The organism is Enterobacter sp. RHBSTW-00318, assembly GCF_014101375.1.
In the GTDB taxonomy this organism is placed as follows: Bacteria; Pseudomonadota; Gammaproteobacteria; order Enterobacterales; family Enterobacteriaceae; genus Enterobacter; species Enterobacter ludwigii.
Genome location: NZ_JABXQH010000001.1, coordinates 4,734,770 through 4,747,061, shown reverse-complemented (window position 1 = coordinate 4,747,061; position 12,292 = coordinate 4,734,770). Strand labels below are relative to the sequence as shown.

Here is a 12,292-nt window from a genome sequence, read left to right as displayed (position 1 = left end):
ATGGCAGCGTATCGCGCTTACGACCACATAGAGGATCGTCGCTGGGTTGATCAGCAACTCGCCGACGAGAAGGAGAAGTGGGTCGACGACCGGGCAAAGGAGATTATCGCCCTGCTACCAACAAGCCCCACCGGCTTGCTTCTCTTCTCAGTTCCCATCGACTCCAGCCCATATGAAGGCCTGCGCCACGATAAGGCGACTGAGGCCTATAACGACTTTGTGTCGGCGGTGGCTTATGCCCAGGCAGAGCATGACTGGGAATACCGAACCGGCTGCCCGTTCTAGCAGGATATAAATCATGAAAGCAGGAATTTATCGCGGCATGTCCAATGCGGACTACCACGCCGACCCGGCCATTGGATCAACATCGGTTAAGGCAGTCAGCGACAGCCCGGCCAATCTCTATTTCAACCCATTCAAGGGCAGCAAGTCTGCCCACCTCGGCAGCGCCATTCACTCTGCCCTGCTCGAGCCTGAATTGTTCAGGCAAGACTACCTGCTGATGGCCGACGTGACATCGAGAGCGTCAAAGGAATACAAGGCGGCAGCAGCAAGCACCAACCCGGAATACATCTTGGTCGGCAGTGAAGTAGAGACTGTAACCCGCATGCTCGAATCATCACGGATGAATGACGACTTCATGGATTATCTGGCAGCGCCTGGCGCATCTGAGTTATCCATGTTCGCCGCATGCCCAGAGACGGGTCTTGCGCTGAAATGCCGATTTGACCGCCTGTCAGATAATGCCCCATATCCGCTGGACGTTAAGAGCTGCCGTGACGCAACAGAGCGCGGATTCAGTAACGCGTTCGGCCAGTACCGTTATCACATTCAGGCCGCCTTCTACCTCTACGTTCTCAAGCTGGCAACCGGAATCGAACGCAACCAATTTGCATTCTTTGCCATCGAGAACACCGCGCCATATCGCAACTGCATGTACTACATCGGCGAGGAGTCGTTAGAGCTCGGTCGCCAGCAGATGCTCTCAGCACTCTGGAAAATCAAAGAATGTCAGGAAGACGAAGGCCTGAAATATGAAGGGATCGTCCTGCCATCCAACGAAATTAACGTTCCAGCCTATCTGCTGGATGAAGAATACGACGACGAGGTAATTCTCTGATGGATCTCTCACGCACAATTATCCCCAAATCAGACCAGCTCAACTTTGAAGATGTTCAGAGCCTGAACATTACGGCAGCCATCAAATCTGTCCGGGCCGGTAACTCTGAGCAACCCGTTTTTATTGACCTAGAAGGCTTCGACGGCCGCCCATACAAGCCATCTAAATCGATGCGTCGCGTGTTAATTGGTGGCTGGGGCGTTGATGGCCATTCGTGGGTTGGTCGCTCCCTCACACTCGTTGGTGACCCATCAGTCAGATACGGCGGCGTTGCAGTGGGCGGCATCAAGATTTCTGCAATGAGTGACGTTGAGGCTGACTTCTCAATGATGCTGTCGGTATCTCGCGGTAAACGGCAGGAGCATCGCGTCAGAAAGCTAGAAGCGACCAAAAAAATCACCGACCCGCAGACAATCCTCACCTGGTTTAGTGAAAACGCGATCACCGCTGATTTAGCTTCACTGGAAACCACCTACGGACGGGCAAAGGCGGCACTGGCAGCATTCCCTGACCACGATAAAAAACTCACTGAGGTTTATGGGTCACGCAAAAAGGAACTGGCGGGTGAATGATGAAATACGCCCTGTGGGAGTCGTGGGAAAAGCTGTTCTTGTATGAGGTCGGCAGCACGATGCCGATCCCGGTCATCGCCGAGAAGCTGGAACGCACCGAGAAGGCCATCATCAGCATGGCTCACCTGTTGAAAGTGCCATTGATGGTAAGGCCGCGCGGTCGCGAATGGACGCAGGCAGAGCTATTCCTACTCGGTCGATTCACCCCGGAAGAGATAGCCCTGGCAACAGGCCGAACCGTGCCCTCTGTGCGATGGAAACTGAATTCACTGGCCCGAGCGTCAGGAGGAAAGTCTATGCGTGAATGGACGAAAGAGGAATTGGCGCTCCTGTGGCGCCACAACAACGAAGAGGTTGCAGCCCTCACCGGTCGCAGCATCAAAGAGGTGGGCGATAAGCGCCTGCAGGTGAATCTGGAGCGCAACGGGTGGGACAAACATAACCCCGAGGCGGTGACTAAGTGGGAGGCGGCATGACCGATTACACCGGAAGTAACACGCCAGCAGATCAGCGTGATTTGTGGCGCACACCACCGGCACTGTTCACCGCGCTGGATGCTGAGTTCTGCTTTCAACTGGACGCCGCCGCAGCGCCGCACAACACGCTATGCCGCAAGTTCATCGCCGCCGAGCAGAACACGCTTGAGACGCCGTGGGGTGATTACCTCACTATTCCCGGTTACTGCTGGTTGAACCCACCTTATAGCGACATCACGCCGTTTGTGAAGAAGGCTGCAGCGGAGAGCAAGAATCAGATCGGCACCGTCATGCTGGTTCCGGCAGACACTTCGGTTGGCTGGTTTAAGGAGGCAATCCAGACCGCCAGCGAGGTTCGCTTCATTACCGCCGGGCGACTGGCATTTATCAACCCGATCACCGGTAAGCCGGTCTCGGGAAATAACAAAGGCTCAATGCTCATCATCTGGCGACCGTACCCGCGTACACACTGCCACTTCGCAACTGTGGACCGGGACGAGCTTATGGCTTTCGGAGCGAAACTTCTCGCCCGTCGGGAGGCCGCATGACGCCAGAAACAGACAACGCTATCCGCGCCGCCTGCCGCCGATGCACCGAGGAAATCCAGCAGGCCATGCGCAAGAAGCCAAAGCCAAACTGGAACGAAACGGTGCCTCCCATCATCAACAAGCATCACAAGAAAATAGAAGCTCTGGGAGTTAGCCTCCTGGAGTTCGTCGTATACACAGGGCGGCTTAATCGCCGCTTCGGAGTTGAATAGTGAAAATATACATCGCTGGGCCAATGAGCGGCCTACCTAATTTTAACCGTGCCGCTTTTAACCATGCGCATTTTCATCTCTGGTCGAAAGGCCATATTGTTCTGAATCCCGCCCGTCTACCAGATGGATTAACCCAGGCCGAGTACATGGACATCTGTCTGTCTATGCTTCGCTGTGCTGATGCTATCTACATGCTTGAAGGCTGGGAGCACTCCGCTGGTGCCCGAGCGGAGAATGCGCTGGCCGAGAAGCTTGAAATGGAAATTATCTTCCAGGAAGAGGAGCGTGCCGCATGAACAGAGCCTCGCCCGTTGATTTGAGGAAGAGCCTCGAAATAGCCAACCACCTGGCGCACATCGGGATTCGTTTTGTGCCGATCCCGGTGGCGACCGAGGAAGAATTCCAGACGCTGGCCGCCGAGCTATCTCGACGGCTTGAGCAGATGGCAGTCGAAGCCGAGAAGAATGATGGCGGTGCAGCATGAATGCACTAATCACCCGGGAGCTTAAGGCTCCTTTTTTATTGCTTGCGTTCACCTTCAACCGAATTAACCGACAGTTCGCGGAGTGAATATGGAAGATTTTAAAGGCACTAAAGGTAATTGGTTATACAGCAAAGAGACCGGAACAATACGCGGTGATGGTGGCCTTCTCGCTGAGTTACTGATTAATGGCTCCGAAGACGATAACGGCGCGCTCATGGCCGCCGCACCGGAATTGCTGGAAGCGTTGCAGCTAACCGAAAAAGCAATGGCAGAAGGTCGAAACGTTACATACCCGGAATGGTACGGAGTAATCAACAAAGCCCGCTCGGCCATCAACAAAGCCCTCGGTAAGGAGTGACCATGGCCGACATCATCGACACAGCAGCAGAGATTGAAGAGCTTCAGCGTAACGCTGCACTTTCCGCTCATCTCATCGACCACAACGCAGTATCAGCAACGCATTGCTCCGATTGTGGCGAGGATATTCCAGACCTGCGCCGAATGAAGGTGCCGGGCTGCCAGCGCTGCGCGTCGTGCCAGCAGGATGAAGAATTAAGAATGAAGACGGGGAGGATGTGATGGGGAAAATGACGTTCGTCTTTGAATATGAGGACGGCAAAGAGCCGCCGGTTAGTGCTGGCATGGAATTTATGGGCGGGAAGATTGTTGCAGCAGCTTTTCGTGATGCTCTCGAAGAGCCAGAAGTATGTGATGAGATGGTGCCCGACCCTGAATGGCTGGAAAAAAGCCTCAGCCGGTTATGACGCAACTGATAGCCAGTTATGAGCTGGCTTTTGGGTGCGAAAGCACTGCTCCGTTATCCCTTTTGCCCTCCACTATGAGGGCATTCTTTTTGGGAGTTTACCATGCAATCAAACCCCATGAACTGGCTCATCGCCGCACTTATGGCGCTAGGCGCTCTCATCTCATTTCTTCACGAACCGGAAGGTGTGCAATGGCTGCTTTTAATGTGGGCGAAATAGTCCAGAAGAAGACCGGCGGAATCCATGGCGTGGTGGATAGCCTGCAGGATCCGGACAGCGACCATCCGCAGTATTGGGTGCGGTGGGATGACAGAGATTATTCAGTGCATCCGGAAAACGAATTACGCGCGGCCACAATCGATGGGCCACGCCTGTATAAAGAAATGGCGTAAGGAGATCACAATGACCGATACCAGCCTGATTCCAGAAAAAGAAGTGATGAACAAGCTTGGCGTTTCATCACGCCAGACCATCTGGAACTACACCAACCGGCACGGGTTTCCCAAGCCAGTCAGGACCCACCCGAAAGCGTACCTGCGGGAAGCTGTTGATGGATGGATCCTCAATGGCGGCGTTAACCAGAAATGTTCCTGATGTGCCAGAACAGCTTATCAGCGTGAAGCTCATACGCTTTGCGCTGAGCCTCTATCCAGTCGTGTTTATTGTACACGGCCATTACCCCGCCAAGTTCATGCCCGAGCATCCTCTCAGTAACATGGGGCTCGACATCCATTTCAGACAGCCTTGTTACCAGCGTCCTCCTGAAGTCGTGGGTTCGCCAGTATCCAAGGTCCATTCCTCCCCTTATTCGATTTACGAACCGGTTGGCGGCCGCAATGCTGATCGGTTCGTTTATGTCCTCCCCGGGGAAAAGCACATCATTGTAAGTTGTCATGGCCTTTTCGAGGAAAGGCATAATCTGTTCGAAGATGGGGCGGCGGATGACATTGCCCATCTTGCTGTGCTCTTTCGGAACGGTCCAGACGTTGTCCAGCAGGTCAAATTCTGTCTTGGTTGCCAGCCTTAGCTCTGAGAGCCTCGCCCCCCATAGCATCAGCATCTGGTGAAGAAGCTTGTTTGAGGTAGACGCCCGGCTTCTTTCAATAGCCATCCAAATCTGAGCCAGCTCGTTATACGACAGAACGCGGTCGCCCACAGCAGCACGGGAGCCAAAGTCTCTGGGCTGGATGCTCATTATTGCGCAGCTATCTATCACCTGACGCCGCATGCACCAACTTATTGCCGATCTTAACTGACTGAGCACCTGACGCGCGCGGCGCGGATTATCCCTTTCCTCTTCGGTGAGGAGATCCACCCACTGCTTCACAGTGATGGAGGATGCTGGTCGATTCGGGAAAGCGTCATGCATCCGCTTCATAACCGTTGAGCGGTATAGTGCCTGGGTCTTTTCCCTGAGTGTTGTAGAGACGTAATTATCGAACCAGTAATCGAGGCACTGAGCGAGCGTCAGAGAGTTTTGCGTCTTCTCCTCAAAGTAGGAGCGCGGATCTGTGCCGGAGAAATAAAGGTTTCGTAAATCAGACGTGATCTGCCTGGCATCCTTTAGAGATACCGACGGGTAGCGGCCAATGCCAAGACGATGAGGTTTACCATGCCAGCGATACCGGTACTGGAATTGGATGACCCCCTTTGGAGAAATGCGCACGCTGAGGCCATCAGCATCAGCCACTTCTTGTGGGCCCGAATATGGTTTACCATGAATGGTACGCAGTTTTGTGTCGCTGATAGCCATAAATAATATTTGGTACGCTCAGAAATAGTGGTTTGGTACACTTCTGGTACGCAATATCACATGGACATCGAGACACAGTAAACAACTATATTTAACGTTCGTGGACAAACTCAGGTGAGAAAAGGGTTGTTTTTCGAGTGATAACAGGCAGTTAATTAACTATTGTGGACAATATTAAACAATGGCAGACACAGATAAACAACCTACCTTCCTATTCCACGACTACGAAACCTTTGGCACCCACCCGGCGCTGGATAGACCGGCACAGTTTGCGGCCATCCGTACCGACGATGAATTCAACATCATTGGCGAGCCTGAGGTCTTTTACTGTAAGCCGGCCGATGACTACCTGCCCCAGCCCGGCGCAGTAATGGTCACCGGGATCACCCCACAGGAAGCCCGGGACAAAGGCGTGAACGAGGCCGCATTCGCCCGGCGCATTCACGACCTGTTCACCGTCCCGAATACCTGCGTGGTCGGTTACAACAACATCCGTTTCGATGACGAAGTGACGCGCAATATCTTCTACCGCAACTTCTACGATCCTTATGCCTGGAGCTGGCAGAACCGCAACTCGCGCTGGGATTTGCTCGACATTATGCGTGCCTGCTATGCGCTGCGCCCGGAAGGCATCAACTGGCCTGAGAATGATGAAGGGCTGCCGAGTTTCAGACTGGAACACCTGACGCGCGCAAACGGTATTGAGCACAGTAATGCCCACGATGCGATGGCCGATGTCTATGCCACCATTGCTATGGCAAAGCTGGTGAAAACCGCTCAGCCACGGCTGTTTGACTATCTGCTGAGCCACCGCAGCAAGCACAAACTCACCACGCTGATTGATGTGCCGCAGATGAAACCGCTGGTACATATCTCCGGTATGTTTGGCGCCTGGCGCGGCAATACCAGTTGGGTCGCTCCGCTGGCCTGGCATCCGGATAACCGTAATGCCGTGATTATGGTGGATTTAGCCGGTGATATTACACCGCTGCTCGATCTCGACAGCGATACGCTGCGCGAACGGCTCTATACCCCAAAAGATGAACTTGGCGATCTGCCCGCGGTGCCGGTCAAACTGGTCCATATCAATAAATGTCCGGTCCTGGCCCAGGCCAATACGCTGCGCGCAGAGGATGCCGACAGGCTGGGGATTAACCGTCAGCGTTGCCTGGATAACCTCAAGGTGCTGCGTGAAAACCCGCAGGTGCGTGAGAAAGCGGTGGCGATCTTTGCCGAAGCCGAACCCTTTATTCCGTCAGACAACGTCGATGCACAATTGTACAACGGCTTTTTCAGCGACGCAGACCGTGCGGCAATGAATATTGTTCTGCAAACCGAACCGCGTAACTTACCCGCGCTGGATATTACCTTCGCGGACGCACGTATCGAAAAACTGATGTTTAATTACCGCGCGCGCAACTATCCTGGCACGCTGGATGAAACCGAACAGGCGCGCTGGCTTCAGCATCGTCGTCATGTGTTTACACCGGAATTTCTGCAGAGCTACGCGCAGGAGCTGGAGATGCTGTATAGCCAGTATGAAGGAAATGCTGAAAAGCAGGCGCTGTTAAAAGCGCTGTATCAGTATGCACAGGAAATCGTCTGACAGATTTTGGGCGAAAAAAAACCGGAGGCGATGGTCTCCGGTTTTTTTTTACTTAGTTCTTACGCAACGTCTTCGTACTGAGGAACCGGGTTACGGAAGCTCTTCGTGACGCACGCCAGGTAAACCAGGCCGATACCCGCCCAAATCAGGCCAAGCACCATGGAGCTCTCTTCCAGGTTAACCCACAGCGCACCCACGGTCAGCGCACCACACATCGGCAGGAACAGATACTGGAAGTGATCTTTCAGCGTTTTATTACGCTTTTCACGGATCCAGAACTGAGAAATAACCGACAGGTTAACAAAGGTGAACGCCACCAGCGCACCGAAGTTAATCAGCGCAGTTGCCATCACCAGGTCAAAGTTAATCGCCAGCAGAGCAATAGCGCCGACCAGGATGATGTTCATCGCCGGCGTACGCCAGGTTGGGTGAACGTAGCCGAAGAAGCTTTTCGGGAATACGCCGTCACGACCCATTACGTACATCAGACGTGCAACGCCTGCGTGCGCGGCCATGCCGGATGCCAGTACCGTGATGGTGGAGAAGATCAACGCGCCAACCTGGAACGCTTTACCCGCCACGTAGAGCATAATTTCTGGCTGAGAGGCATCCGGATCCTTAAAGCGAGAGATATCCGGGAAGTACAGCTGCAGGAAGTAGGTCGCAAAGATAAAGATCAGACCACCAATCAGCGCCGTCAGGAAGATAGCACGCGGGATAACACGCTCTGCGTCCTTGGTCTCTTCAGACAGGTTGCTGATGCCGTCAAAACCGGTAAAGGAGAAGCACAGAATGGTTGCCCCGGTAATCATCGGGATCACATGCGCATCACCAGACCAGAAAGGCTTGCTGCTCGCCAGGGTACCTGCACCTTCACCGTGGAAGACACCAAAGATAACCATGCCCAGAATCACGGCAATCAGGATGACCTGAAGCACAACAATAACGGAGTTAAAGTTCGCAACGGACTTGATGCTGCGCAGGTTGAACGCCGTCATAAAGGCCACCAGCGCCACGACGAACATCCACGAAGGGATCGACGGCACCAGTGCTTCAAAATAAATTTTAGCCAGCAGAATGTTGATCATCGGCGCGAACAGATAGTCGAGCAGCGAAGACCAGCCCACCATAAAGCCAACGGTCGGGCTGATGGATTTCTGGGCATAGGTGTAGGCAGAACCGGCAGACGGATAGCGACGAACCAGTTTACCGTAGCTCAGCGCGGTAAAGAGGATCGCAATCAGCGCGAAGGCGTAAGCCGTCGGCACATGACCGTCTGTGAGGCCTGATACGATACCGAATGTATCGAACAGCGTCATTGGTTGCATATAGGCAAGGCCCATCATAACAACCGGAACTAACGTAAGGGTTTTACGTAATTCCACGCGAGAGGTGTTTGGAGTTGCGTTATGCGACATAGTTATTCTCCTTTACGGTGATAACCGCCACGTAAGCGAAAAATTGCCCCATTTCTGTATTCCTCAGCGACAACAACTGTCGGATTTTAGTAAATATCTATCCGGTACGAAGCCCGGCCTCTTGGTTTTTAGTTTCGTTTCATACGTGCAAAAAAAAATAACCGACGCCTTTTATATCGTCGATTATTCATTTGGTTGCAGCGGCGCATTTTGCCCCACATCGGATACAAAAGGCAATACTTTGCAACGCCCGGGGCGATTTTCTTTTTTCTAACTGGCTGATTTCTCGATGCTGCTTTGCGAGTAAACGGCAGCAATAGCACTATTTGCTAAAATTTCGTCCCGCCACCAGGCACTTGCCAGCCCCGCAGTTTGTTCATTCCAGCCGACCCACACCGATTCATTGCTGCTTTGTGCAAGCACCTGTTTTTCAACAAGCGCACCGCTGTCTAAAAACCGCTGTGCCAGATAGCGGGGTAAATAGCCGCACCCCAGGCCACTTATTTGCAGCTCCAGCTTGGTTTTATAGTCGAACACCGTGATCGCCTCCTGCTCATCAAGCAACTGCGTGGAGGCCGCACAGTCGGGACGCGAGCTGTCACCGACCACAATGGCGCGGTAGCCTTTAATCGTGCGCCGGTTAAGGGGTTCCGGCTCCTGCGCGAGCGGATGGTGTGGCGCGACGGCGAAAACCTGCTCCAGCACACCCAGCCGGGCGAAACCGAAATCGCTTAACTGGGGCGGTTCATGCAGCGCACCGACAAAAATATCTGCCCTGCCCTGAGTTAAGGCATCCCATGAATCGCCCAGCACGCCATTAATGAAGATTAATCGGGTTACGCTGTGGTGCTGATAGAACGCCTCAATCAGCGGCGTCAGAAGAGAAAACGGAAAAGTATCATCAACGCCGATGACCAGTTCGTTCTCCCATCCCTGGTGCAGTTTGACGGCCTGTTTTTCCAATTCGCGAACGGTATGCAGGACGTCGCGCCCCTTCTCCAGCAGCATCTGCCCGGTACGGGTAAAACGGGCGCGGTGACCAGAGCGATCGAGGATCTGGATATTAAGATCGCTTTCCAGTTTATGAACGGTATAGCTCAGCGCCGACGGGGTTTTGAAGAGCTTTGCCGAAGCAGCGGCAAAGCTCCCCTCTTTTTCCAGTGCATCCAGAATAATAAGAACATCCAGCAGCGGTTTCATGTTCGCCCCCTTCCGGTGTGCGATCGTTTCCGCTGAGAAACTTATTCCATCGGCATCACCAGCGGATCGGGATATTGATACTCAAACCCCAGCTCATGACAAATGCGATTGCCATCAACAATTTTGCCTTTACTTTCGTCCTTTGCTTCACCAAAAACAGGCGGAACCAGACCCAGCTGGCGTGCCATCAGCGGGTAAAACGTGCTACGCGCTGGATGAGAAGGCGCACATATATTATAGATGTGCCCACCTTTTGGAGCCTGTAAGAGTAGTTCTATTGCGGCAATTACGTCATCAAGATGCACAAGATTGACGCCATGTTGTCCGTCTGGCGCGGATTTTCCCGCGAAGAAGCGCCCTGGATGTCGTCCGGGGCCAACCAGACCTGCCAGCCGTACAATATCGACCTGGGTGCCGGGAAGATGATGCAGCCAGTCTTCCAGCTCTTTCAGCACTTTACCGCTCGCGGTAACGGGATGACGCTCAGAGGTCTCCTTCACCACGCCGTCAACATCGCCGTAGACCGAGGTTGAGCTGGTAAAAATAATGCGTGGGACGTGATGCGCCAGCGCGCTGTCGACAATCTCCTGCATCGCCTGCAGATAAAATGATTCGCCCGGGCCACTGCGCCGTGCCGGTAACGTAATCACCAGCGCATCAACGTTCATCAGCGTGTCCAGATCGTCAGCATCACACACCAGTTCGGGTTCCAGACGCAGCTCGACGCCGTCAATACCGCACATGCGCGCCGCTTCTACCCCATCCGCCGTGGTTTTGCTTCCGGTCACCTGCCAGCCTTTTGCGGCTAATGACATCGCCAGCGGCATTCCCAGCCAACCTAAACCGACAATCGCGACCTTTTTCATGCGAATTCTCCTGACTTTTACTCGTCTTTCTTAAGGCTACGCCAGCCCGGCAGAACACACAATTCATAGCGTCAATATGAAATGAATTAATGATCAAAAAAAGCCCTTGCAATCAGTCATACAACTGGTTTAGGTTAAAAGACATCAAATGAATAAGCATTCATCGAGAATTTTATGACACGCGTTCAATTTAAACACCACCATCATCACCATCATCCTGACTAGTCTTTCAGGCGATGTGTGCTGGAAGACGTTTGGATCTTCCAGTGGTGCATGAACGCATGAAAAAGCCCCCGGAAGATCTTCTTCCGGGGGCTTTTTTTTGGACCAAATTCAGACAGGTTAAAACAGGTTAACGAGGAAAACAGAATGTTAGATAACTCACGTTTACGCATAGCTATTCAAAAATCAGGCCGTTTGAGTGATGATTCACGCGAACTGCTCGCCCGCTGCGGGATTAAAATCAACCTGCACACCCAGCGCCTGATTGCCCTGGCTGAAAATATGCCCATCGACATTCTGCGCGTGCGTGATGACGATATTCCCGGCCTTGTGATGGATGGCGTTGTTGACCTCGGCATCATCGGTGAAAACGTGCTGGAAGAAGAACTCCTGACCCGCCGTGCCCAGGGTGAAGATCCACGCTATTTTACCCTGCGTCGTCTGGACTTCGGCGGCTGCCGCCTGTCGCTGGCCACGCCTGTCGATGAAGCCTGGGACGGCCCGGCCGCGCTGAACGGCAAACGTATCGCCACCTCCTACCCTCACCTGTTAAAACGTTACCTGGATCAGAAAGGCGTGCAGTTTAAATCCTGCCTGCTGAACGGCTCTGTTGAGGTGGCGCCGCGCGCGGGTCTGGCTGACGCCATCTGTGACCTCGTCTCTACGGGCGCCACGCTGGAAGCGAACGGTCTGCGCGAAGTGGAAGTGATTTACCGCTCCAAAGCGTGCCTTATCCAGCGCGACGGCGAAGTGGCCGATGCGAAACAACAGCTGATCGACAAACTGCTGACCCGTATTCAGGGCGTGATTCAGGCCCGTGAATCGAAATACATCATGATGCACGCGCCAACCGAACGTCTTGATGAGGTCATTGCCCTGCTGCCGGGCGCAGAGCGCCCGACCATCCTGCCTCTGGCCGGTGACCAGCAGCGCGTCGCCATGCACATGGTCAGTAGCGAAACCCTGTTCTGGGAAACCATGGAAAAACTGAAGGCGCTAGGCGCAAGCTCAATTCTGGTGCTGCCAATTGAGAAAATGATGGAGTGATGGC

Annotated in this window: 21 protein-coding genes and 1 other annotated feature; of the genes, 16 read left to right on the top strand and 5 right to left on the bottom strand. The window is 53.5% G+C overall.

What is annotated here, in order from left to right; genetic code table 11:
* From gamL to HV157_RS23260, 13 genes are all read left to right on the top strand, one after another.
* Window positions 1-285: a host nuclease inhibitor GamL gene (gene gamL / locus HV157_RS23325; RefSeq protein ID WP_182269003.1), complete on the top strand. Its 285-nt coding sequence runs from the start codon at window positions 1-3 to the stop codon at window positions 283-285.
* Between the two features lie 13 nt (window positions 286-298).
* Window positions 299-1,120 carry a PD-(D/E)XK nuclease-like domain-containing protein gene (locus tag HV157_RS23320; protein ID WP_182269002.1) on the top strand — a complete coding sequence of 274 codons (822 nt, stop codon included), beginning with the start codon at window positions 299-301 and terminating at the stop codon, window positions 1,118-1,120.
* Window positions 1,120-1,692: a hypothetical protein gene (locus HV157_RS23315; RefSeq protein WP_182269001.1), complete on the top strand. Its 573-nt coding sequence runs from the start codon at window positions 1,120-1,122 to the stop codon at window positions 1,690-1,692. Before HV157_RS23320 ends, HV157_RS23315 begins: the two co-directional genes overlap by 1 nt.
* Entirely contained in the window at window positions 1,689-2,168 is a 480-nt protein-coding gene (locus HV157_RS26460) for a hypothetical protein (protein WP_341767519.1), read from the top strand. Before HV157_RS23315 ends, HV157_RS26460 begins: the two co-directional genes overlap by 4 nt.
* Entirely contained in the window at window positions 2,165-2,716 is a 552-nt protein-coding gene (locus tag HV157_RS23300; protein ID WP_182269000.1) for a phage N-6-adenine-methyltransferase, read from the top strand. Before HV157_RS26460 ends, HV157_RS23300 begins: the two co-directional genes overlap by 4 nt.
* Window positions 2,713-2,928 (top strand): hypothetical protein, encoded by a 216-nt coding sequence (locus HV157_RS23295; RefSeq protein ID WP_063137349.1) that lies wholly within the window; start codon window positions 2,713-2,715, stop codon window positions 2,926-2,928. The genes HV157_RS23300 and HV157_RS23295 overlap by 4 nt, the downstream gene beginning before the upstream one ends.
* Entirely contained in the window at window positions 2,928-3,224 is a 297-nt protein-coding gene (locus tag HV157_RS23290) for a DUF4406 domain-containing protein (protein WP_047352291.1), read from the top strand. The genes HV157_RS23295 and HV157_RS23290 overlap by 1 nt, the downstream gene beginning before the upstream one ends.
* Window positions 3,221-3,412 carry a DUF1382 family protein gene (locus HV157_RS23285; protein WP_096216705.1) on the top strand — a complete coding sequence of 64 codons (192 nt, stop codon included), beginning with the start codon at window positions 3,221-3,223 and terminating at the stop codon, window positions 3,410-3,412. Before HV157_RS23290 ends, HV157_RS23285 begins: the two co-directional genes overlap by 4 nt.
* Before the next feature lie 88 nt (window positions 3,413-3,500).
* Window positions 3,501-3,770, top strand: coding sequence for a hypothetical protein (locus tag HV157_RS23280; RefSeq protein ID WP_182268265.1), 270 nt, complete (start codon window positions 3,501-3,503; stop codon window positions 3,768-3,770).
* A gap of 2 nt (window positions 3,771-3,772) precedes the next feature.
* Window positions 3,773-3,991, top strand: coding sequence for a TraR/DksA family transcriptional regulator (locus HV157_RS23275; protein ID WP_182268264.1), 219 nt, complete (start codon window positions 3,773-3,775; stop codon window positions 3,989-3,991).
* Entirely contained in the window at window positions 3,991-4,176 is a 186-nt protein-coding gene (locus HV157_RS23270) for a hypothetical protein (RefSeq protein ID WP_160863170.1), read from the top strand. The genes HV157_RS23275 and HV157_RS23270 overlap by 1 nt, the downstream gene beginning before the upstream one ends.
* A 191-nt stretch (window positions 4,177-4,367) precedes the next feature.
* The gene (locus HV157_RS23265) at window positions 4,368-4,568 is read left to right on the top strand and encodes a hypothetical protein (protein ID WP_182268999.1); all 201 of its coding nucleotides are present in this window, start codon (window positions 4,368-4,370) and stop codon (window positions 4,566-4,568) included.
* Window positions 4,569-4,578: 10 nt separating this feature from the next.
* Window positions 4,579-4,770 carry an AlpA family phage regulatory protein gene (locus HV157_RS23260; RefSeq protein WP_028018495.1) on the top strand — a complete coding sequence of 64 codons (192 nt, stop codon included), beginning with the start codon at window positions 4,579-4,581 and terminating at the stop codon, window positions 4,768-4,770.
* Here HV157_RS23260 and HV157_RS23255 read toward each other — a convergent pair.
* Window positions 4,751-5,929 carry a site-specific integrase gene (locus HV157_RS23255; protein ID WP_182268998.1) on the bottom strand — a complete coding sequence of 393 codons (1,179 nt, stop codon included), beginning with the start codon at window positions 5,927-5,929 and terminating at the stop codon, window positions 4,751-4,753. The two genes, HV157_RS23260 and HV157_RS23255, sit on opposite strands and share 20 nt — an antisense overlap.
* Window positions 5,930-6,110: 181 nt before the next feature.
* Here HV157_RS23255 and sbcB point away from each other — a divergent pair, with 181 nt between their 5' ends.
* Window positions 6,111-7,535 carry an exodeoxyribonuclease I gene (sbcB, locus tag HV157_RS23250; protein ID WP_182268997.1) on the top strand — a complete coding sequence of 475 codons (1,425 nt, stop codon included), beginning with the start codon at window positions 6,111-6,113 and terminating at the stop codon, window positions 7,533-7,535.
* Between the two features lie 59 nt (window positions 7,536-7,594).
* Here the strand turns inward: sbcB and plaP are convergent, their stop codons facing one another.
* The 4 genes from plaP to HV157_RS23230 all read right to left on the bottom strand — a co-directional run bounded on the left by plaP (window position 7,595) and on the right by HV157_RS23230 (window position 11,019).
* On the bottom strand, window positions 7,595-8,953 hold the full coding sequence (plaP, locus tag HV157_RS23245; protein WP_014170786.1) for a putrescine/proton symporter PlaP: 1,359 nt from the start codon (window positions 8,951-8,953) through the stop codon (window positions 7,595-7,597).
* Window positions 8,943-9,005, bottom strand: a complete 63-nt coding sequence (gene yoeI / locus HV157_RS23240; RefSeq protein ID WP_099458931.1) for a membrane protein YoeI — start codon at window positions 9,003-9,005, stop codon at window positions 8,943-8,945. Before yoeI ends, plaP begins: the two co-directional genes overlap by 11 nt.
* A gap of 218 nt (window positions 9,006-9,223) precedes the next feature.
* Window positions 9,224-10,153, bottom strand: a complete 930-nt coding sequence (locus HV157_RS23235; protein ID WP_182268996.1) for a LysR substrate-binding domain-containing protein — start codon at window positions 10,151-10,153, stop codon at window positions 9,224-9,226.
* A 41-nt stretch (window positions 10,154-10,194) separates the two neighbouring features.
* A complete protein-coding gene (locus tag HV157_RS23230) occupies window positions 10,195-11,019 on the bottom strand; it encodes an SDR family oxidoreductase (RefSeq protein WP_014170788.1) in 825 nt (274 codons plus the stop codon).
* Window positions 11,020-11,193: 174 nt separating this feature from the next.
* Here HV157_RS23230 and hisL point away from each other — a divergent pair, with 174 nt between their 5' ends.
* Window positions 11,194-11,244 (top strand): his operon leader peptide, encoded by a 51-nt coding sequence (hisL, locus tag HV157_RS23225; protein WP_001364200.1) that lies wholly within the window; start codon window positions 11,194-11,196, stop codon window positions 11,242-11,244.
* Window positions 11,220-11,343, top strand: a sequence feature (His leader region). It overlaps the preceding gene by 25 nt.
* A gap of 45 nt (window positions 11,344-11,388) precedes the next feature.
* A complete protein-coding gene (gene hisG, locus HV157_RS23220) occupies window positions 11,389-12,288 on the top strand; it encodes an ATP phosphoribosyltransferase (protein WP_126547631.1) in 900 nt (299 codons plus the stop codon).
* The last annotated feature ends 4 nt before the right edge of the window (window positions 12,289-12,292 follow it).